Source organism: Alginatibacterium sediminis, from assembly GCF_003610775.1.
GTDB classification, from domain to species: Bacteria; Pseudomonadota; Gammaproteobacteria; order Enterobacterales; family Celerinatantimonadaceae; genus Alginatibacterium; species Alginatibacterium sediminis.
Genome location: NZ_RAQO01000006.1, coordinates 299,449 through 319,462, shown reverse-complemented (window position 1 = coordinate 319,462; position 20,014 = coordinate 299,449). Strand labels below are relative to the sequence as shown.

Annotated in this window: 18 protein-coding genes and 2 pseudogenes; 7 read left to right on the top strand and 13 right to left on the bottom strand. The window is 42.8% G+C overall.

Annotated elements, in window-relative coordinates; translation table 11 throughout:
* Positions 1-243 precede the first annotated feature (243 nt).
* Both DBZ36_RS12240 and DBZ36_RS12235 read right to left on the bottom strand, forming a co-directional pair.
* Positions 244-1,161: a helix-turn-helix domain-containing protein gene (locus DBZ36_RS12240; RefSeq protein WP_199711856.1), complete on the bottom strand. Its 918-nt coding sequence runs from the start codon at positions 1,159-1,161 to the stop codon at positions 244-246.
* 32 nt (positions 1,162-1,193) lie between these two features.
* Positions 1,194-1,580 (bottom strand): hypothetical protein, encoded by a 387-nt coding sequence (locus DBZ36_RS12235; protein WP_199711855.1) that lies wholly within the window; start codon positions 1,578-1,580, stop codon positions 1,194-1,196.
* 363 nt (positions 1,581-1,943) lie between these two features.
* Here DBZ36_RS12235 and DBZ36_RS12230 point away from each other — a divergent pair, with 363 nt between their 5' ends.
* Together DBZ36_RS12230 and DBZ36_RS12225 are read left to right on the top strand one after the other, a co-directional pair.
* Positions 1,944-2,609: a fibrobacter succinogenes major paralogous domain-containing protein gene (locus DBZ36_RS12230; protein WP_120355233.1), complete on the top strand. Its 666-nt coding sequence runs from the start codon at positions 1,944-1,946 to the stop codon at positions 2,607-2,609.
* Between the two features lie 77 nt (positions 2,610-2,686).
* A complete protein-coding gene (locus DBZ36_RS12225; RefSeq protein WP_120355232.1) occupies positions 2,687-3,619 on the top strand; it encodes an SDR family NAD(P)-dependent oxidoreductase in 933 nt (310 codons plus the stop codon).
* A gap of 434 nt (positions 3,620-4,053) precedes the next feature.
* Here DBZ36_RS12225 and DBZ36_RS12220 read toward each other — a convergent pair whose 3' ends face one another.
* From DBZ36_RS12220 to DBZ36_RS12195, 6 genes and pseudogenes are all read right to left on the bottom strand, one after another.
* Entirely contained in the window at positions 4,054-4,767 is a 714-nt protein-coding gene (locus DBZ36_RS12220) for a hypothetical protein (RefSeq protein WP_120355231.1), read from the bottom strand.
* A 186-nt stretch (positions 4,768-4,953) separates the two neighbouring features.
* Positions 4,954-5,502 carry a hypothetical protein gene (locus DBZ36_RS12215; RefSeq protein WP_120355230.1) on the bottom strand — a complete coding sequence of 183 codons (549 nt, stop codon included), beginning with the start codon at positions 5,500-5,502 and terminating at the stop codon, positions 4,954-4,956.
* 210 nt (positions 5,503-5,712) lie between these two features.
* A pseudogene (locus DBZ36_RS20620) lies at positions 5,713-6,019 on the bottom strand (transposase); the annotation flags it as partial.
* A gap of 190 nt (positions 6,020-6,209) precedes the next feature.
* Positions 6,210-6,386: pseudogene (locus DBZ36_RS12205) on the bottom strand (GNAT family N-acetyltransferase); the annotation flags it as partial.
* A 360-nt stretch (positions 6,387-6,746) separates the two neighbouring features.
* On the bottom strand, positions 6,747-7,262 hold the full coding sequence (locus DBZ36_RS12200) for a DUF1697 domain-containing protein (protein WP_120355228.1): 516 nt from the start codon (positions 7,260-7,262) through the stop codon (positions 6,747-6,749).
* 54 nt (positions 7,263-7,316) lie between these two features.
* Positions 7,317-7,715: a carboxymuconolactone decarboxylase family protein gene (locus DBZ36_RS12195; RefSeq protein ID WP_120355227.1), complete on the bottom strand. Its 399-nt coding sequence runs from the start codon at positions 7,713-7,715 to the stop codon at positions 7,317-7,319.
* A gap of 294 nt (positions 7,716-8,009) precedes the next feature.
* Between DBZ36_RS12195 and DBZ36_RS12190 the strand changes: the two genes are divergently transcribed.
* Complete coding sequence (locus tag DBZ36_RS12190; RefSeq protein WP_120355226.1) at positions 8,010-8,501, top strand: DUF2798 domain-containing protein; 492 nt, start codon at positions 8,010-8,012, stop codon at positions 8,499-8,501.
* Between the two features lie 28 nt (positions 8,502-8,529).
* On the opposite strand, the gene DBZ36_RS12185 is transcribed toward DBZ36_RS12190, so the two are convergent.
* Both DBZ36_RS12185 and DBZ36_RS12180 read right to left on the bottom strand, forming a co-directional pair.
* The gene (locus DBZ36_RS12185; protein WP_120355225.1) at positions 8,530-9,015 is read right to left on the bottom strand and encodes a GNAT family N-acetyltransferase; all 486 of its coding nucleotides are present in this window, start codon (positions 9,013-9,015) and stop codon (positions 8,530-8,532) included.
* A gap of 77 nt (positions 9,016-9,092) precedes the next feature.
* Positions 9,093-9,971 (bottom strand): LysR substrate-binding domain-containing protein, encoded by an 879-nt coding sequence (locus DBZ36_RS12180; protein ID WP_120355224.1) that lies wholly within the window; start codon positions 9,969-9,971, stop codon positions 9,093-9,095.
* 140 nt (positions 9,972-10,111) lie between these two features.
* On the opposite strand from DBZ36_RS12180, the gene DBZ36_RS12175 reads away from it, so the two are divergent.
* Positions 10,112-11,302, top strand: coding sequence for an MFS transporter (locus DBZ36_RS12175; protein WP_120355223.1), 1,191 nt, complete (start codon positions 10,112-10,114; stop codon positions 11,300-11,302).
* Between the two features lie 70 nt (positions 11,303-11,372).
* On the opposite strand, the gene DBZ36_RS12170 is transcribed toward DBZ36_RS12175, so the two are convergent.
* Together DBZ36_RS12170 and DBZ36_RS12165 are read right to left on the bottom strand one after the other, a co-directional pair.
* On the bottom strand, positions 11,373-14,510 hold the full coding sequence (locus DBZ36_RS12170; RefSeq protein WP_120355222.1) for a glycoside hydrolase family 2 TIM barrel-domain containing protein: 3,138 nt from the start codon (positions 14,508-14,510) through the stop codon (positions 11,373-11,375).
* 83 nt (positions 14,511-14,593) lie between these two features.
* Positions 14,594-15,466 (bottom strand): AraC family transcriptional regulator, encoded by an 873-nt coding sequence (locus DBZ36_RS12165; RefSeq protein WP_120355221.1) that lies wholly within the window; start codon positions 15,464-15,466, stop codon positions 14,594-14,596.
* A 312-nt stretch (positions 15,467-15,778) separates the two neighbouring features.
* Between DBZ36_RS12165 and DBZ36_RS12160 the strand changes: the two genes are divergently transcribed.
* The 3 genes from DBZ36_RS12160 to DBZ36_RS12150 are packed head-to-tail and all read left to right on the top strand — an operon-like array spanning position 15,779 to position 19,169.
* Entirely contained in the window at positions 15,779-17,176 is a 1,398-nt protein-coding gene (locus tag DBZ36_RS12160; protein WP_158589092.1) for a ferredoxin reductase family protein, read from the top strand.
* 15 nt (positions 17,177-17,191) lie between these two features.
* Positions 17,192-17,407, top strand: coding sequence for a 4Fe-4S dicluster domain-containing protein (locus DBZ36_RS12155; RefSeq protein WP_120355219.1), 216 nt, complete (start codon positions 17,192-17,194; stop codon positions 17,405-17,407).
* 4 nt (positions 17,408-17,411) lie between these two features.
* A complete protein-coding gene (locus DBZ36_RS12150) occupies positions 17,412-19,169 on the top strand; it encodes an FAD-dependent oxidoreductase (RefSeq protein ID WP_120355218.1) in 1,758 nt (585 codons plus the stop codon).
* 294 nt (positions 19,170-19,463) lie between these two features.
* On the opposite strand, the gene DBZ36_RS12145 is transcribed toward DBZ36_RS12150, so the two are convergent.
* Positions 19,464-19,889, bottom strand: coding sequence for a tetratricopeptide repeat protein (locus tag DBZ36_RS12145; protein ID WP_158589091.1), 426 nt, complete (start codon positions 19,887-19,889; stop codon positions 19,464-19,466).
* Positions 19,890-20,014 lie beyond the last annotated feature (125 nt).

Below are 20,014 nucleotides of genomic sequence, written 5' to 3'. Positions count from 1 at the left end.
ATTTCATGAGTGCCACTATCATGGGTGTCTTGTTATTACATGAGTGCCACTATTATGGGTGTCTTGTTATTACCTCCACTATTATGGGTGTCTTGTTATTACTGTTGATTTTAATCATGTTACCCGTCAACAAGGTTGCGTTATAAGTCGGTCAATTCGGGTTGCTTGCCACTACTTACAAGTAACTACAACGTTAGAATCATTGAAAATACATCTGCTCTAGGAGTAACTAACCAAATTTTTCTAGTGTATTGCTGTTGGATCATTTCGAAATTGCCGTGGGCTTATTCCTGTTTTTGCTTTGAACAGTTTTGAGAAATGCTGTGGGTACTCAAAGCCCAACTCATATGCTATTTGAGTAATGCTGTCGCTGGTATCCAAAATCTGGCTCTTTGCTCGCTCTACTAAAAATAGGTGTATATGCTCTAAAGCTGTCTTTCCTGTTTCCTTTTTTAGTAGATCACTTAAGTAATAAGGGGACAAACCAATCTCTTTCCCACAGTATTGAACCGTTGGAATACCTTGCTCAAAAGGCTTCTCTCCTTGGTAATATGAGTCTAAGAACTGATTAAAACGCCTCATATAATCGTGATTTAAATCTCCACGCACGATGAATTGGCGATCATAAAATCTCGAACAATATTTCAACAACAACTCAATGCTAGAGCAAATTAACGACTGAGTGTGTTTGTCCATATTCATTTCGGTTTCATTTCCGATACTAGAAGCAATATCAGTGACCATCACTCGCTCACATTCAGATAGATGCAACGCTTCACTATTTTGATATTCGAAGAAGGTAAACTGTGACAGTTTACTGCTAAGGTCTGACTTTCCAATCAGTTGAGGATGAAAAGCAATAGTCCAACCTAACGAGCTTTCTAGCGGCTCAGTTGCTTCAATAACCACTTCCTGCCCTGGAGCAAGAAAGGTCATCGTCCCAATATCAAAGTCATAGCTTGTATGACCATAGCCAACCATGCAATGAGCAGAATCCTTTAAGGACATCAGATAGAGATCAAAACAAATTTTGACGGTCTCCGTAATCCCATGCTTAACTTGGGATGGATTGAAAAAGCTCACCAGCGGGTGAGCGGGTGCACCCAACCCTAATGCAGCATGTAGCTCCGAAATAGAAGTGATATGCAGTGTATTGGTCATTTCGCTACTCCCTCAAAATTTATCTAATCGACCTAAAAGGCGACAGTTTTCATCGTTTTTTCCAATTCGGTATAAAAAGGGTTCCAAGTTAGTCGAGCATGAATACGACCTTTTTCAATGTAACCCCATGCTGAAAACCAAGTTTGCTCACCCTGATTGCACGCCTCTACATCAGATGTACTCGTACTATTTTCGCAGATTATTTTCTCACCATACTGTTCATAGTAGCGATTATCGGGTGCAAATAAAGGACTCATGTGAGAGGCAGTACTAATTCTAAGATCATCTCTTTGCATCGAGTAGCTTTCTACTTTGGCGGTAAGAGTAAAGTCTCGGTTCTCACCATAACAAACCAGTTTACTTTTAGAGTAAGTAAAATGATGGTCAAAGTATTTATTGAGAGCATTCGCTTCAATCACGCTATCAGCCTCCGATAATCATGAATAAAGTCGCTAAAAGTAAGGTCAATGAAGACTTAATGATTTTCATCGCTAAGGGATCTTCTGCTGTGCTTAGTTACAACGCATAAGGGGATTCTAAGTGAAACGGCCAATCAAAACTTATTCATATCCCAACAAGTTATCATTCTTGAAATAGCAGAAAAAACCACTAACGCGTTGATTAAATGGAACTTACAAGCCTGTTTTAACAATTATGGAAATGTATAAGTTTATGACAGGGTGACCGACTAAACTTACGACATATTTACAGCAGCCTTAAGTATTAGGTTGATACTGAGGGGCTAAATAATGAAGAAGTACATTTTATCCATAGGAGTCTGCATGGTTTCCGCAACAGTTTCATCAGCTAACGACATGAATAAAGAGTTACATCAACTAGAAGATACGGTTCAAGATGTTGAAGGTAATATCTACCGTACTGTCATCATTGGCGATCAAACCTGGTTAGCAGAAGGTCTTAGGAGTACCACATTTCAAGACGGTTCCGCTGTAAGAACAGGGGTTATCCCTAAAGATGAACCAGATAACTTATTGAAGTATGGCAGGTTGTACGATTGGCATGATGTTTCTGATCAGCGAAACCTGTGCCCTGTAGGTTGGCGTGTAGCAACCGATGATGATTGGAAGCAATTAGAGCGCAATATAGGCATGTCTGAAGAAGAAATTAACAAATTTGCTTGGCGCGGTGGTAAGCAAAACCTTGGCGTTCAACTCAAAGAATCCCAAAACGATGGCTTATTTAAGAAGTTTTCCCCATCAATCGTAAATAAACACCGATTTTTTGCTCGACCTGCCGGAGTGAAGTGGAATGGTTTCTACATCACTCAAGGTGCTTACACTGAATTTTGGACAGCGAGCGCTTCAACTGACAAAAAAGCCATTATTCGAACCCTTGCTTACTCTTGGTGGAATGCACATAAAGGCGAAATCCGCCGAGCTACAAGTACCAAGGATTACATGTTTTCCGTTCGGTGCGTAAAGATATAGGGATAGTTTTCAACACACATTAACGATTAATTCATGGCCTTGCGCCACCTTTACACTTTTAATTATTGGTAAATACTATGAGCTATTCTTCAGTTTTAATAACAGGTGCAAACTCCGGACTTGGATTTGAAGCAGCACGACAATTCGCCGAAAAAGCAGGCATTTCGAGAATAATATTAGCATGCCGTGATAAACGCCGAGCTGAAGAGGCGCTTCGCCAATTAGAAATCTCAACAGGTAAGAAGATTTTTGAGATCTTAATTGTTGATGTTGGAAACGTTGAGTCATGTCGTCAAGCTGCTGAGAGCCTTGAGAACCCAGTAGATGCAATCATCTTAAACGCTGGAGGTGGTGGAGGAACGACGCCAACTCAGCTCACTAAAGATGGCGTAATGTTTATTTTTGCGATAAATGTTTTAGGACATGTCCATTTCACTAATCACCTGATTAACAACAATAAACTCTCCTCTGGTGGTTCAGTTATGTACGTAGCAAGCTTTGCTGCGAGAGGAGCGCCTGAAGTAGGTGCGAGTCGACCCCCCATTAAAGAAGGTTCGATTGAAGAGTGGACAAGCGTGATCAACGGTGAAAAGTTTACTGAAAACAAAAACTATACGGATATTTACGGCGCTGTGAAACTCATGGGAGCATTATGGACAATGAGTATGGCACGGGAGCATACCGATAAAAGGTTTATCACTGTTGACCCCGGAATGGCACGTGGTACATCTGGTACGGCGTCACTACCTTGGCATCAAAGATGGATCATGAATTCAGCAATGTGGGTTATGCAGAAGCTTGGAAAGGCACATTCTGTAGATGTAGGTGCTAAACGTTACGTTGATGTGCTGCTAAACAGCGATGAATTCAAGACAGGTGTTTGGTGGGGAAGTAAGAAAGGGTTGACTGGTCCACTGGCGAATCAGGTAGACCACTGGCCCGAAATTATAGGTAGCCAATCAGCACAAGACAACGCTAATACCGTCATCAATCAATTTTTAAAAGAATAGTATCATTGTTCTCTTTGGTGTTGACCATGGCGTGAACACCGAAAGTACCAAGCCGAATAAAAGCATTTGAATAGCTACCGACTTGATTATACCAATCCCATTATATTTTTGGTCTTTTACTTGTTGTACTAAAACGCTTAGCTTTAGGAAGAAGTCGCGGTTATTAGCGGTCTAATGACAAGAGTTAGGACGACAAGATTGGTGTTTTAGTCAAACAATAGTGATCAATAAATTACTGTGATTGGTATTAGAACCTTTTGGGCCGAAATAGAACTATGGATGCGTTCTGGAGCTCGACTGGGCAAAGGTATCGTCGATTAGTTTCTGTATGGCTGGACAAAGTTAACGTCTGCTTAAGCGAGTCAAATTGGTTGGCTATAATTGTGGTGCGAAGCGGAACGTAGCCATGGTTATTGTTACACTTAATAGGCCCGTTACGCGTTTATCACATAAACAATGTTCTGAAGCAAAATGATTAACAGCCCCAAAAAGCCTAATCCATAAAAAATGAAAATAGCTTGCCGAGCTACAAGGGATAAATCTTCAGAGAAGTTATATATGTAATTAAATGCTTCCTGCATTGAATCATGTTTAATTTTTGCTTTGAATAGAACATCACCTACAACATGCTTATTCAAAAGATTTCTCCCATCAATAAGTTGTTTACCATTTTCAACATAATCACATATAAATACTTCCAAGGCTTTATCACTTTTGCATTCTGAAATGTGCCGATAGTCTTTCTTCGAAAGGATCAATCGCTCAAAGTTACTTATAATTGTTCGCGACGCTTTACCGTTAGATTTAAAGTCTGGGTAATTTTTATATTTTTGAATCAAATAAGGACAAAAACAGAGGTAGGTCAAAGTACCAATTAGAAAGAACAAAGACGAGTACAAAAGCAATTGCCAGTTGAAAGGTAGTCCTAACTCAAATACAAAGGCCTTTCCTCCAAGGCTTATTTCTAAATCCTTACTCTCCCCTATTAACTTCGCCATAAAAGGAATCACAAAAACCCATATCGATGTTGATTTTGCTAGTTTACTTTGTCCAATGGCTCGTAATTCGCTCCATCTAGGAGCGTTAAAAGAATAAAGATGTTTTCTCAACATTCTATTGATTCTTACATGATTTTTTCTACTTAACATTAGCAACTTCCAGAAAGTGAAAAATTGAGACATATTGAAAATGTAGCCTAAAGAAAGCAAAGATCCAGAAGAGTCGGAGGATTGGCAGAGTGCTAGCGGTAATCGCTATAGTAAATAACTGGACAGAAATGAGTTACGGGGCTCAGTAAACGCTTCGAGTATTTTACTCGCCGGCCCTAGCTGCGCTTAATCGAGCATTCTAATTTTATCTAATACAATAAACTCATGATGATAAGCTTCGTTTGTTCTAATCATGGTCGCTCGAAACCTATGTGTTCCCGTTTTTTTATTTTCGCCTCCCATGTAGTTTAGCGAAAAAAAGACGTCCAAATCAGCAATCCATGTATACACACCGTTTTTTACTCCACTTTCCTCTAAAATTACGTTTGTAGGATAACTTGCCGAAAGGCTAGTAAGTTGTTCTTGAGCAAAAGCTTTCACCCAACCATTCGTGTCAGATAATATTAGTATATCCTGAATTGCTTGCTGCGTAAGTCTCGAGTTCACCTCTGCATTTTTATATTGATTGAATGTATACGTCGTCATGGAAAAGGCGCTACCGAAATATGAAGCAATTATCCCTTTCGCTTTTTCATCCGAATAAATCGCTTCGGTTAAGGGGGTGGGGTTTGCCTTTATTGCTTCTGCAAACAGGTCCCGCCTTTCAGCGTTAACATATTGAGTTGATGAAAATGCCATTAGTACAGAACAAAAGACAAAGACTTGGTATTTCATGGTTTTTACCCAGCAGAATTAAGTAATAATTGAACAGCAAAAAGAAGGCCAAAAATAGGAATTACCACCACCACAATGACTTAGGTTTCTTTGTCATGAGTTAGTCTCACTAGGTGTAAAAAAAACTGTCACAACAATTTTCGGGAGCTGGAGGTGGCTTGACTCTTGGGCTGTGTGACCCAGTGGATGGTTCTTTGGAATTGCTTTATGTTACAAGTATTCTGTAAGTCGGTTTTCAAAGAAAAACATAAATCTATTGAGGGCTTGTCGCCAGTTCCTTTTGACATCGTCCATCCTTTGATGCATCCATAATCGCTAGATAGGCAACCTTCCTTGCAGATTCGTCTGTGGGGAAAAGCTTTCGTTTGTTCGTAGCTTTACGTATCACGCTGTTAAATGAATCTATCGCAATCGTCGTGTAGATCGCTTTACCAATGTCTTAAGGATAAATGAACAACTTACTCAGGTTATCGCAGTATGCTGCCCAAGAGCGGCCTATTCTGGGATATTTTTCATCCTACCAGATGCTGAACTCGTAGTTGGACATAAACGTGTTAGGAAAGTGATCTTTGCTGTGATCTTTTGGGTAAACCTAAGCTAGGTATGCTCAGTATCAACGCCCAATTAAGCGGACGAGAATAGTTGGCTATAATATGGAGCGAAGCGGAACCGAGCCAACTGTTTGAGTTCCGACTTAAATTGACTTGTTATGTTTTGCTCAATTCCATATGCAACAATGGAAATGGGTTACCTTGTCCATCTAATGGAGAACGATTTACAACCTTAAAGCCCAAGTGTATATAAAAACTAATAGCTTCAGGATTTTGTTCATTTACATCAACTTTATTAGCAAATAGATTTTCGATTGCATATTTAAGTAAAAGTGCGCTGCCCCTTTTTTCATATATCCAATGGGTTGCAATGCGCTTTTTATCACTACCTTGCAGTATTAATGTGGCTTTAATGCAGCTTTAAGAAAAACCATAAAGCCCGTAGATGAACCTTTAAAGGCTATTGACTGGACTCCCCCTTCAAAAGGTAAGAGCAAACCCAAGAGAGTATCTACTGGTACTCTCTTTTAATAGCCGTGTATTTTCATAAGTATATGTATGGGAAAATACAGTTAACAAGCACAGAATTTTAAAGCTCTAAACTCGCAGTGGGGTAAAAATGAGTCAGCGACGAACCCGCCAACTAGAATCTGGGCATAAACAAGTTAAACGACTCAAGCCCATTACCAATATTCACTGTCTCAACATCTCACATAGCTTATTTACCGTATTCAAGTTGCGTCCGGTTGAGCTCACACCTAAACAAGCTTCAATGTTTTTGACCAATTTTGAACGGCCAATGCCATTGGGGGCATGTAAGTAGAAAGTGTTGCCCACAACTTGATAGCTTTCGCTTGGGTCGCGCGTGACTTCAATTTTTTGCAGGTCAAGGTTAGGCTGTTGCTGACAAAAATAGCAATGGATGGTTTTGGGCTCGCCAGCAGTAAACGGATTAGCCTTTGCTGCTTGAACAAAATCTTCGTCCACGAGCGCTATGATCTGGGCTTCAAAGCCAAAATTATCAGCGATTAGTTTAGCTACATCAGCTAGCGGATTACTTGCGGCACACAAGATAATATTTCCACTTTGAATATAACTTTGGACACCTTGGTAGCCAGCCTGTTGCAACAACAGTCGAAGCTCTTGCATGGGCAAGCGGTTTTTACCACCGACATTGACAGCGCGAAGCAACAGTACATACCTATCCATTATTACACGTCCTTTTAGTATTAAGCCTGTAAAAAATCTGACTGTAAGTTGTTATCAATCACCAGATTTTTGAGCCTGTTGTTCAAACTCTGCAAACACTTCTTTGGCGGCGTTTAACGCGTTGATCATTGCTGGCAAACCGCCATAGAGTGACATTTGAAAAATCACTTCGCTAATTTGGGTTTGTGTAACGCCAAGCTTTAATGCGTTTTTAATGTTCACCCGCAGTTGTGGCAAGGTTTGTGCGCCTTGTGACGTTAAGGCCGCAATGGTGGCGATATAGCGGGTTTTAATATCCAAGCCTGGTCGCGAGTAAACTCGGCCATAACTCATTTCAATTAGCGACTCGGCAAACTGCGGTAGTAGCTCGTCATATCGTTCACTTAAAACGGTCTCTAGTTCGGGATCCACTTGTTGTAGTATTTCACGGGCTCGAGTTAAGGCTTCGCTCATTTTTGACAGCTCCTTAGTCATTTTGAATTCAGTTCGTAGAATAGGTAGTTGCAGTTTAACTTGCGTATTCGCTCATCCACTATAGTTGGCATTTATGACAAGCGTGTCAATTTCCAGCAGTATGCTGGGCTCTTAATCCTTATCGAGCCATTAAAAAGCCAATAAACTTCTATGCCCAAGGCTAGCTTTATAAAGAAGTTTGAAAACAACAAAAAGTAGTTGACCTTATCAATCACAGCCAATATAGTTGACAACATCAACCAGATAATTACATCTAACCATCAAGGGTCAAACATGAATATGCAAGCAACACTTAACGCCACAGCTTCTGAACCTACCAAAAACCCGCTGATTTATAAAATAGCAGTGGTAATGGGTTTAATGATGACCATAGGCGGCTCGCTTACAGGCGCAATGACCTATATGCAACTTGGCTTTGATCAAAGCTTTTTTAGTAACTGGCTGCAATCATTCATCGGTGTCGCCATTTTCATGATGCCGCTCGGTTTTGTATTCACCACAACGCTAACGCTGCTCACCAACAAATTATTACCAAAGCTCAGCGAGATGAAACGCAACTTAATTGTTGGATTGTTGATGGCTGTACTGATGGAATCAATGATGGCTTTTGTTACCACTGTGAATAACATTGGCTTGGAGAGTCGCGCTGATTTTATTTCCGGATGGATTGACGCTTTTGTGGTTGCGATTCCAATTGGATTGACGCTTATGGTCACTATGTCACTAACCATTAAGCCAAAAATAGAGAACTTTCTGAAGAGTTAACTTGTGCAGAAGTATAGGCTTATGGCTGCTACCTGATTAGTGCTTTATGCATAATGTAACTATCGACTAAACCAAGTTGCGCATGCCGATAGGCTTCAGGAATAGTTCCGATAATAGTAAAGCCAAGCTTTTGCCATAGCTTTATTGCAATCTGGTTGGTTGATACAACTGAGTTAAACTGCATCGCACTATAACCTAATGCTTTCGCTGTGGCCTGAGAGTGTTCACACAGCTTGCTAGCAATGCCTTTGCCTCTGGCAAGCTCACTGACCATGTAACCGCAATTGCAAATATGATCAGAGGGACCCATGCCATTTGATTTAATGTAGTAGCTTCCCAATATTTGGTCGTTTTGAGTAAAGACGAATGAAGCGCGGGTTTGTTTGCACCACAGTTGATAGGCGGTTTCGATATTAATTTGAGGGTCAAAGGCATAGCTTTCTTGCGCCACAACAATATCTCGAAAAGTCGGCCAAAAGATTTCAAAATCAGCTTTAGTCATTTCTCTAATCAAAACTATATTCCCCTACTAAATCATCAAACTAGAAGCCAAACACCAACACCTTAACCTACGCGATAACGAGGCAGGTGCTACAGGTTTAAACGTACTTGAATAAAATCAAGAAAACTAGAGATGCGTTTTGATACCGCTGAGGATTTATAAAACACTGCATTTATTTGTTCTCTATCATTGTGAGCTTGTTTTTCGTGCTCTAGCACCGCCACCAGCCTTCCCTGCTCAATGTCTTGCTTCACCATAAAACCCGATAAGCAGGCAATACCATTCCCAGAAAGTGCCAACTGACGCACTGTCTCGCCGTTGCTTGCTCTAATATTGGGCGTAATATGCGGCCCTGGTATGGGCCAACTATTGAGGATCTTTGCGCCACTAAAACCAATCAGCTGATGATTAGCGAGATCACCGCAGGTTTTGGGACTTGGATTCGCGCGCAGGTAGTCCGGTGATGCAAGCATATATAGTAAGCTACTGCCAAGCTTGCGCGCATTTAAACTCGAGTCAGTTAACTTACCAACCCGGATTGCGACATCGGTTCTTTTTTCGAGTAAATCTACAAAGCCTTCATTAGATGTTAACTCAAGTTCGATATTCGGATAAGCCGCGTAAAAGTCTTGGATTAATGGCACTAACTGATGAAAAACAAAAGGGCTTGCAGCATCAACTCGAAGTAGACCTTTTGGAACATCGCCCACAGATATCAACTCATTTTCTGCCAATTCTAGTTGCGCAATGCCGCGTCGAATAGAATCAACAAACTGACGGCCATCCTCACTTAGCTCCACCCGACGCGTGGTTCGATTAAGAATCGATACGCCCAGTTTACTTTCTATTTTGCTCACCGCGCGCGATATTTTCGCTACTTGAATATCCAAGCTTTGGGCTGCTGCCGAAAAACCACCGCAGTCCACCACGGCTAGTAACATTTCTAAATCATCTGATCGAGTAATCATCACGCTTCTTATTTTTGCAATATTTACAAAAGTAATTTGCCATAAACACTATTTTTAGCAACAAATTTTTACTAGATACTCCACGGTAACTTAACCCAGCTTGTAACCAAGCTGTTTACTTCAAATCAGAGATTAGCTTTATGCCCATTGCACTATTCGCATTGACACTCAGTGCCTTTGCCATTGGAACTACAGAATTTGTCATTGTCGGCTTGTTACCCACAATGGCCTTGGACTTAAACGTAAGCCTTCCTTCAGCGGGATTGCTTGTTAGCCTTTATGCACTTGGTGTCGCCATTGGTGCTCCAGTGCTCACCGCACTAACCGGAAAATGGAACCGCAAACATCTATTACTGGCTTTAATGAGCTTATTCGTTGTCGGTAACTTGTGCGCTTGGTTAGCCCCTGATTACAACACCTTGGTTGTTGCTCGTATTATTACCGGCCTAACCCATGGAGTATTCTTCTCCATCGGCTCAACGATCGCAACGGGTCTAGTGGCTAAAGAGAAAGCCGCAAGTGCCATCGCGATTATGTTTACCGGTCTTACTGTCGCTTTGGTCACTGGCGTACCTCTAGGAACCTATATAGGGCAACTGTTCGGCTGGCAAACAACTTTTTTGATCGTCGCCTTTCTTGGATTTATCGCCTTAGTGGGTAGCTTCTTGTGGATCCCAAGCAATTTAAAACAATCACCAAGCGCAAAAATTTCAGCCCAGTTAAAGGTACTAACCCAACCACGCTTACTCTTGGTTTATGCAATAACAGCGCTAGGATATGGCGGCACATTTACCGCGTTTACTTTCTTAGCGCCGATATTGCAGCAAATATCAGGGTTTAACGCCAGCACGGTTGGTTTAATTATGTTGGTCTATGGGGTGTCGGTTGCTTTTGGCAATATTTGGGGCGGAAAAATGGCCGATAACATGGGGCCAGTGAAAGCGCTAACCCTCATTTTTACCGGTTTGGCGCTCGTATTAGTGCTGTTCTATTTTACTGCGCCACACCCTATCGCCGCAGTGGCCACCATTTTAATTTGGGGAGCGTTTGCTTTTGGGAACGTACCGGGCTTACAAGTCTACGTCGTTAAACTTGCTGAGAAGTATGCACCCGATGCTGTTGATGTTGCTTCAGGGCTCAATATAGCTGCTTTCAATATTGGCATTGCGCTAGGGTCTTGGGGAGGTGGGATTATCGTTGCTGATTCAGGCCTGATGAACACTCCCTTAGTCGGGGCAGGAATAGTAATTGTAGCCTTGGTATTAACGCGCTTAAGTGGCTATTTAGATAAGAAAAGTACAAACTTAAGCCAGTGCGCGAACAGTCTTTAGTTAAAAATAGGTGTTAATTCGCAACAACAGACCCACCGTGTTGGTTGGGTCTGTAAAGTTACCGGTTTTGCTACTCAGCTTTTAAATAGACTTTGAACTGATAGGCATCTGGTTCAACCGTGTACTCGTCGCGGGTTTGTGGTCCGCAGGATCCGGTTCCAACACCGCGCTGCTGATAATCGATACTGATGATAGTTTGGTCATTGGCTATCAATTCATGCACATGACGTTTTTGATAAAGCTCCTGAGAGCTAAAGTGACTGACTCCAAACTCCATTGCGTAATCACCTCGTATACTTAAACGGCTTAGTCCATTATCTAAACTAAACCATCTCACATCAGTTTTGTTACCGTTCTCTTGCGGGAGAATGTAAGGTACAAATTGCGCATCAACGCTTGACTGATAGAGGCCTACAAAGGCCGCAGCATCTCGGTCACGGTAGTTCTCAAAGGGTCCGCGCCCAAACCACTGCAAGTTTTCAAAATGAGGCCCCGTATTAAAGCGTATCCCTACCCGGGCTAAGGAAGGTAAACGTTGGTCAATATCTATAAGATTTTGTATTTCCAGCTCGCCATTATCAAGAAACTGGTAGCGCTGGATGTGGATGGCCTCTTTATTCGGATCGCGGCCTACCCATACATGATGTACTTCAACGCTAGCTTGCCCCACGTCTGCTTGGTAAAGTTTTAATGATGATGATTTAAGCTGTAGATTATCCAAACCAGCAGCTTGCCAAAGCCCCATAGGTTTGTCGTCTTGACCATCCCAGCCTCGAATACCGTCATTGTCGGTAGTTGCGCGCCATAAGTTAAGCTGCAAAGCCGAATCTAGTATAGGCAGCTCATTGCAACTCAAAGCCATAAAACAATGAGTACTGCGGCTGAAGCTGGCTTCACAGTCGCCAAAACGCAATACCAAACGATCCTCACTGTCGATAACTTGCACAGCTTTTGCGTAGCTTGAGCTTTGCTGCAATTGCACTGTCGCTGCCGGCAGAGAAAATTGCTCACTGGCAATGATGTGACCAGCGCAGCACCATGGCTGAGCTTGCTTATAGCGAAACTCCCAGTTCAAATGGTACTCAATTTGGCTATCTTGATTAAGTTCAGGCAAGCTGATGCTTAAAACAGCTGTCTCACCCGGAGCAGCCTTTAAACCCGAAACCACTTCCTTCGCCAACAGCTGACCATTTTTAAACAAGCTCCATTGCGCTTCGATTCCTTCCAAATCAATAAAATCGTGCTTATTATGAATTGAAAACTGGCGTTCTTTCCAAGAGCTAAGGGTGATGGCTACAGGCTGCGCAAGCTTCTTAAACTCATACATAGCCGGGTGTGGTGTGCGATCGGGCCAAATCAAACCGTTGATACAAAAATCAAAGTCATGAATAGACTCGCCGAAATCACCACCGTAGGCCCAATATGTTTGTCCGTTCTCATCAACGGCGTTCAAGCCTTGGTCTACCCAGTCCCAAATAAACCCACCTTGTAAGCCGTGATAGTTTTCAAAGGCATGCCAATAGTCTTTTAGGCTACCGTTGCTATTTCCCATGGCATGAGAGTATTCACAACTGATGTATGGGCGGGGGTCATCAACGCTGCTTACCCACTCAATCATTTGTTCGATAGTCGGATACATCGGGCAATAGACATCAGTTGCCAAGCTACCGCGTCCAGGCTCCATGGAGCTTTCTGCTTGCCCATACTCCAAGCGCGTAGCCCCTTCGTAATGCAAAACGCGGCTATCATCAAATCCGCGGATCCAACCAGCAACAGCATCATGATTAGCGCCGTAACCTGATTCATTGCCTAATGACCACATAATAATACTTGGATGGTTTTTATCGCGATGAACCATACGCGTAACCCGATCGATAAAGCTTGGCAGCCAACGCGTATCGCGACACAGCTGGTCGTAATAATCGTGACATTCAATATTGGCTTCATCGACTAAGTAAATTCCGTATTCGTCACATAAGTCGTACCACTGCACATCATTGGGATAATGGGCGGTACGAACTGCGTTGAAATTAAATTGTTTGAGCAGTTCAATATCTTTGATCATGGTGGCGCGAGAAACAGTCTTACCCGTTTGCGGATCGTGGTCGTGGCGATTAACACCTTTAATCATGACCGCTTTATTGTTGACCAATAGTTGTTTATCGCGGATTTCAACCCGTCTAAATCCTATCCGCGTTGAAACCGACTCAACTAGCACACCTTGCTCATCACGTAAGGTTACCAATAAGGTATAAAGATTTGGAGTTTCACTACTCCATTGAAGGGGTCTAGAAACGTCGAAGTTTAAACGTACATTATGGTCTAAAGGTTTAAGCTGTTCTGCGCTGGTATGGGTGATCGGAATTCCAAAACATTGCTTAGCTCTCGGTTTATCTAAAACCCTAAGCCCTTGCGCGTTATATAACGTTACATCAACGTTAAATTTTCGTTGGTCACCGATGCAATTTTCGACCTTGAGTTTTACATTCAAATGGCCATTTTGGTAGTCATCATCTAATCCTGCTTTAGCGAATAGATCCTGAATATAGGCACTATCGGTGCTATAGAGATACACTTCGCGGTGGATACCCGCCATAAACCAGTGATCTTGATCTTCTAAATAGGTGCCATCTGACCAGCGGATTACCAGCACAGCGATGTGGTTAGTTCCGCTTTGAAGTAAATTAGTGATATCAAACTCAGCGGGAGTTCGGCTATCTTTAGCAAATCCCGCCTGTTCACCATTCACGTATACATAAAACGCGCTTTCCACCCCACCAAAATGAATAACCGTGCGCCGTTTATCCCAGCCTTGTTGTAACTCAAATTGACAACGATAAACGCCACTTGGATTGTGTTCGGGCACCATCGGCGGATTGAGAACAAACGGCATTTGTACATTGGTGTACTGGGGCTTGTCACCAACGTCTTGCATCGTCCAATTACCAGGTACAGTTAATACGCGCCAATGGGCGTCATCGCAATCAATTGAAAAATCTGATTCAGGGACCTGTTCAGGGCTATCATAAAGTTTAAACTTCCATTGCCCATCTAATGACTCGAACCAAGGGCTTGCCTCTCGGTCCCTCGCCAATGCCTTTTCTACGCTATCATAGGGATATAAAGTCGCTCTCGGACACAGTTTATTAATTGCGGGAAGTTCCGGCGACTGCCAAGGTTTTGCTAAATGGTTCAGAAAGTGGGCCATGATATGCGCTCTTTAGGATAGTTTCCTTAAATCTAAGTCAGACCTAAGAAAAAGCCCATGCCTACCTTGGTAAGTTTTTTATGCTAAATGGTATTCATGCTACGCCGATAGCTTTTGGGGCTTGTTCCGGTAATGCGTTTGAACTGAGTTGAAAAATCATGCTGTGAACAGTAGCCAAGCTCATCAGCTATTTTACTGATACTACGCGCTGAAACTGACAACATTTGGCAAGCCATATCAACTCGACGATGAATAATGTATTGGCTTGGGGAGACACCTAAAGATTTCTTAAAACTTTTTCTAAACGATTCATAACCCACACCATTGTCGGTGCAATATTGGCGTAAATCGATTCTTTTATGGTAATTAAGGGTGAAGTCTTTGCAGCTTTTCTCAATGAAATTATGACTGCTTTCTTGAAGCCCTACATGTAGTTCACGATTTAATATCCGCCTAAGCAGCACCGAGCTTTGCAACAGTAAATCCGCCAAATTGTGTTCACTGGAAGCCTGTAACTCGACTAATAGTCGATAAGTCTCAGCTTCTATCATGGGGTCTACAGGGCCGTTTGCTACAACTTGTTCGGGATTTATGATGTTCATATTTACCATAAATTGGTAGATCTGCTGCCCAAAATCGATATAGCACTCTGCCCAATCACTGTTTGGGTCTATCGTTGTAGAGTGCTCCACTTCGGGATGGCGCTGGAACAAACTGCCGGGTTTGAGTTGGTAGTTTTTTCCCAAAGCATCGGTATAAACGCCTCGCCCACGAATGACATAGCATGCAGAGTAGTAAGGTAGTTTATAGTTCGCAAAATCAATGGTAATACCCGGTTTGAACATAAAACCAAAACCAAGCTGATTACCTGACTCAAAGCTGCCGATGGTTCTAAAACTAACTAATCGCTCTCGTTGTGCTAGGCATTGCTGCACATTTAGTGGCACATTCGACATTGGCAGGCTCACGGTTGTAAAACTAAGGCTATCCGCGCTCGCAAGCAACGGAATTTTATGCGAATTGGTATTTTCACAAATTAGAGTCAAAAATAAAATACAAATTGTTGGCTTGTGGGTAATGACTCGCTATTTAATCAACTTGCTGCAAAACATCAACGTTAACAACTAAAGCCGTAACAGCTAATTCAAATGTTGCTTGGGCAGCCCAACTCCTCATTTTCTCCATACTTTGCACACATTTTATTTCTATATTCTTCACTAAGAAATGCACTGATAAAGCTTATTAGTGCTAAGCAACAGGAGCGAGAAATGAGTCCTTCCGCGATGATAAAAAGCTGGCAAAAAAATCAGTACTTCGAAGCGAGCAGTTCTAGATTTAAATTGAGTACAGCCTATACGCTATTACTACCTCTGCCGTTTATTGCCACACTATTTTTAAGTTTAGATTTTAATGGTTACTACTTTGCAGCAATCAGTTTTATGAATCTTTTAGCAATGATGGCCTTTTACCTACAATTTCCACTCGCGGGTCGGATTAAAAATATACCTTTGTTTGCCAACATTGATTGGAGCATGACCCAACATAAGCAAGTCGGTAAAGCTTTAGCGCTGGTGTTCTTACTGCATCCCATTTTGATTTTAGCGCCGCGCTTTATGGCATCGACCGACGATGGGCTGACAAGTCTTAGAGCCATTGTAACTTCCCCCAATACCCTTTCGGGGATAGTAGCCTATTTACTCATGCTGGTTTGGATCACCCTTTCCATTTTCAAAGACAAGCTACGCATACGCTACGAAACTTGGCGAGTGTTGCATGTGGTCGGCTTTATGCTTATCGCTATTCTTGCAACTTCCCACATCACCAGTATTGGCAGTCATAGTCAGTTTAATTCGCGCTTCGAATGGCTATGGTGGAGTCTATGTGCCTTAAGTTTACTAGGCACTGCTTATAACTATTTCATTAAACCCGCCAAACTTAAACATCGCCCATTTACACTTGAGAGCGTGGAAAGAGTCAGCTCTCGTGACTGGCAACTCACATTGACAGCGCCTGAAAACGCTAACTTTAGCTTTGAAGCAGGGCAATTTGTTTGGCTAAGTACCAGTGATAATCGCTTTGGCTTGCAAGACCACCCATTTTCGATTGCGTCTAGCGCAACACAACTACCAAGCTTGTCGTTCATCATTCGTGAACTTGGCGACTATACCTCAACTCTGGATCAGTTGCTTACGGGCCAAGAAGTGTACGTTGATGGCCCCTATGGAAGTTTAGATTTAAACGCGAGTAATCAAGCTAAAGGGATTACTTTGATAGCCGGTGGCGCTGGAATTGCTCCCATGTTGAGCCTACTTCGCGCTTTGGCCGACAAAGCAGACCCTCGCCCTATTCGATTGATATATGCCGCAAAAAATTCAACACAATTAGTGATGCAAAACGAAATAAATGACTTTGAGCTAACAATGCCCAACTTCAAACAGCAACGGGTTTGTGAAGAACTTCTAAATGAAGAACTATCCAGTGGTGATAGCACTAAGCAAGGCTTTGTCGACATCGACATCATTCGCAGTACTATCGCCCCCCAGCAACTCCGTGATTGGGCTGTATATGTATGCGGTCCAGAGCCAATGATGGAACCGGTAGGTAAAGCGCTCACTGCCCTGCAAATTCGTAAATCCAACATTCACTTTGAACAACTTTCGTTCTAAGTCACGGAGCATCTTATGCCTATCGAACAAATTTCTGGATGCATCGCCTGTAAAGCGTGTATCGAAAGCTGTCCAACCGATGTTATTCAGTTAGACAAGAGAACCAACAAAGCAGTAATTGCTTACCCCGAAGATTGCCAAATCTGTCATCTGTGCCGTCTTAACTGCCCAGTGGGCGCTATTACCATCAGCCCAGATAAAACAATTCCGGTTATGGTTTCTTGGAGATAATGATATGCAAGACAATATAGAACTTTCACGCCGCCAGTTTATCGGCGTAGCCGGTGGCGTCATTGGCGCATCCGCACTCGCTTCGATTCCATTAGGTGCTGAAACCATAGAAAATCCAAGTGATACTCAAGCCAGTGATTTTACAATAGAGAACCAACATACCGATGTGCTCGTTATAGGCGGCGGCATGGCCGGTCTGTTTTGCGCGGTGAAAGCCCATGATGCCGGTGCCAAAGTGATGCTTGTTTCTAAAGGTCGTGTTGGAAGCTCAGGGCTTACCCCGTTTGCCAAGGGCATTTTTTGCTATGACAAAGCCACCAGTGAAGTCAGCATTGATGAATTTGTCGCCCAAGTGTCAGAGTCAGCGATTCAAACCAACAACCCGGTGTTTACCCGCCAACTTGCGCTGCATTCTTACGACCGCGTTCAAGAACTAAAACAATGGGGTTTTTTCGACTCCGCTTTGTGCAATACCTCGTTTATGCGGCCAATCAACGAGCGCAATATTCCGGTATCAGAGCGCATCATGATTACGCACCTACTTAAAGATAAAGGCCGCGTGGTCGGCGCCTCTGGTTTTAGCCTGAATGAGAAAAAGATTATTCACTTTCATTCCAAATCTGTGGTTTTATGCACTGGATCTGGTGGCTTTAAACCGAGCGGATTTCCAGTGTGTGATTTGAGCCATGACGGCACTATTATGGCCTATAAAGCTGGCGCCAAAGTAACAGGCAAAGAATGGAATGATGGCCATCCAGGTTCTGCAGAAAATTCAGGTTCTTGTTATGACAACTGGCGCGGACAGATTGAAGAAAAGCCAGGTCTCACCGGCGTGCAAGTAAACCATCACTTAGGTGTCGATAGTAACTATCAAGCGTATACGCAAGGGGCTCCGGTAACCATGGGGCCAGGTTCTGCCCCAAATCAAGCTGGCACAAGCAATGTTACGTATCCTCAAGGCCCTTATACACCCACCGCTTTTCGAGAAACTGATAAACCCAAACCACCACCACAAGAAAGCGGAATACTCTCGATGTTTCGCAGTAAAGGTCATGACGGCCCACCTGGAATGGGTGGCGAGCAAGTTGGTGGGTCAACCGCGGGTATGGCCATTCATAAATCAGAAGGTTTAGTACCCATCGACGAAGCGGGTTTAAGCACCCTGCCCGGCTTATATGCCGCAGGTGATGCATTAGGAAGCTATATGTCAGGCGGTATTTATACTCAAATTGGGTCGTCATTAGCGGGTAGCGCTGTCCAAGGTGCTATTTCGGGAGAGGCCGCGGCAAAAGCCAGCTTAGCTCTGGAAATTGACGCGGTAAGCCAAGCCTCGCTTGAGCAGATTGAACATCAAATTTTAGCACCAATGCTACGCAAAAAAGGCTATAGCCCCGCCTGGGTCACCCAAGTACTGCAGGGTATTATGATCCCCAATTTCGTGTTGTACGTTAAAAAAGAAAGCTTACTTAGCGCAGCCATGGCTTATATTAGTGAACTGCGTGACCACCATGTACCGATGCTTATGGCTGATGACTTGCACAAACTTCGCTTGGCACATGAAACAGAGAACATGATTATCACCGCCGAAATGAAGCTAAAAGCATCAATCATGCGCAAAGAAAGTCGTTGTAGTCACTATCGTCTCGATTATCCTGATATCGATTACGAAAATTGGCAAGCCTGGATCAACATTTACCAAGACCAAGATGGAAGCATGCAGTTCGAAAAGCAGGCATTTGATGCTTGGCCTAATTTTGCCTAGTTTCATGTAATCTGGCATTGGCATGGCTAGCGGATTAAAACTGTTAGTCGTGCCACACTCAAACCATGCAGTCGCATAGACCCATACACCATAGTAGCCAATAGATAGTGGCGCTTCATGATGTGTCCTAGTAAGCTGCGACAATACAAGCAATGGCCCTACTTTTAGCAATCGATAAACCACTTTAACGACATTCACTATCAACTGACTGGGACTGGGGAAACCATCGAAATTAAGATACTAAGGCTCATTAAAACCCTAGAGAATAAACCCCACCTTCTGTACATGAGGAGATCAGTGGTAAGTCGGTTCATCTCGATAAGCTAGTTGTGCTTGTAACTCCAGTTGCTCTAAACATGATTCACATGGTGGATAAAGCGAGGCGAACTTCAATAGCGGCGTTAAGGTGATTTTAATTGCGCTTAGCGCTATTAACTGCAAGTCGGGATCTTTGTTATGGTTATATACGTGCAACATCGATTGGTGCGGTATCAGTAAACAACGCTGCGCGTCTTCCAACTTTCCAACATTTTGAAACATTTCTGCCAAGTTATGATGCGCACCGATCCAACCTTGAATAGACGCCACACATCTTGGATTTTTGGAAAGAATTTCTTCTAGCATATAGATGGCTTCCTCAAAATGTCGCTCAGCCTCGGCCCAATTTTGCTGATTTAAAAAATGATTCCCGATTCCCATGACCTCTTTCCACGTATTCATGTTCTCTCCCCTTACCATCACGAATGAAAATCATTATCATTCAACAAAGTTGGTATTGCAACGATTAATGCTGATTCACACGATACTGTTGCCTTTTAAAGGCCTAAAAATTAGCAGCCAAAAAT

What these genes read in the sequence shown, in the direction of transcription:
- DBZ36_RS12170 (WP_120355222.1), bottom strand. Translation starts at nt 14,510, where the DNA reads ATGGCCCACTTTCTGAACCATTTAGCAAAACCTTGGCAGTCGCCGGAA.
- DBZ36_RS12145 (WP_158589091.1), bottom strand. Translation starts at nt 19,889, where the DNA reads ATGAATACGTGGAAAGAGGTCATGGGAATCGGGAATCATTTTTTAAAT.
- DBZ36_RS12225 (WP_120355232.1), top strand. Translation starts at nt 2,687, where the DNA reads ATGAGCTATTCTTCAGTTTTAATAACAGGTGCAAACTCCGGACTTGGA.
- DBZ36_RS12190 (WP_120355226.1), top strand. Translation starts at nt 8,010, where the DNA reads ATGAATATGCAAGCAACACTTAACGCCACAGCTTCTGAACCTACCAAA.
- DBZ36_RS12230 (WP_120355233.1), top strand. Translation starts at nt 1,944, where the DNA reads ATGGTTTCCGCAACAGTTTCATCAGCTAACGACATGAATAAAGAGTTA.
- DBZ36_RS12240 (WP_199711856.1), bottom strand. Translation starts at nt 1,161, where the DNA reads ATGACCAATACACTGCATATCACTTCTATTTCGGAGCTACATGCTGCA.
- DBZ36_RS12180 (WP_120355224.1), bottom strand. Translation starts at nt 9,971, where the DNA reads ATGATTACTCGATCAGATGATTTAGAAATGTTACTAGCCGTGGTGGAC.
- DBZ36_RS12200 (WP_120355228.1), bottom strand. Translation starts at nt 7,262, where the DNA reads ATGGATAGGTATGTACTGTTGCTTCGCGCTGTCAATGTCGGTGGTAAA.
- DBZ36_RS12155 (WP_120355219.1), top strand. Translation starts at nt 17,192, where the DNA reads ATGCCTATCGAACAAATTTCTGGATGCATCGCCTGTAAAGCGTGTATC.
- DBZ36_RS12165 (WP_120355221.1), bottom strand. Translation starts at nt 15,466, where the DNA reads ATGTCGAATGTGCCACTAAATGTGCAGCAATGCCTAGCACAACGAGAG.
- DBZ36_RS12175 (WP_120355223.1), top strand. Translation starts at nt 10,112, where the DNA reads ATGCCCATTGCACTATTCGCATTGACACTCAGTGCCTTTGCCATTGGA.
- DBZ36_RS12215 (WP_120355230.1), bottom strand. Translation starts at nt 5,502, where the DNA reads ATGAAATACCAAGTCTTTGTCTTTTGTTCTGTACTAATGGCATTTTCA.
- DBZ36_RS12220 (WP_120355231.1), bottom strand. Translation starts at nt 4,767, where the DNA reads ATGTTAAGTAGAAAAAATCATGTAAGAATCAATAGAATGTTGAGAAAA.
- DBZ36_RS12150 (WP_120355218.1), top strand. Translation starts at nt 17,412, where the DNA reads ATGCAAGACAATATAGAACTTTCACGCCGCCAGTTTATCGGCGTAGCC.
- DBZ36_RS12160 (WP_158589092.1), top strand. Translation starts at nt 15,779, where the DNA reads ATGAGTCCTTCCGCGATGATAAAAAGCTGGCAAAAAAATCAGTACTTC.
- DBZ36_RS12195 (WP_120355227.1), bottom strand. Translation starts at nt 7,715, where the DNA reads ATGAGCGAAGCCTTAACTCGAGCCCGTGAAATACTACAACAAGTGGAT.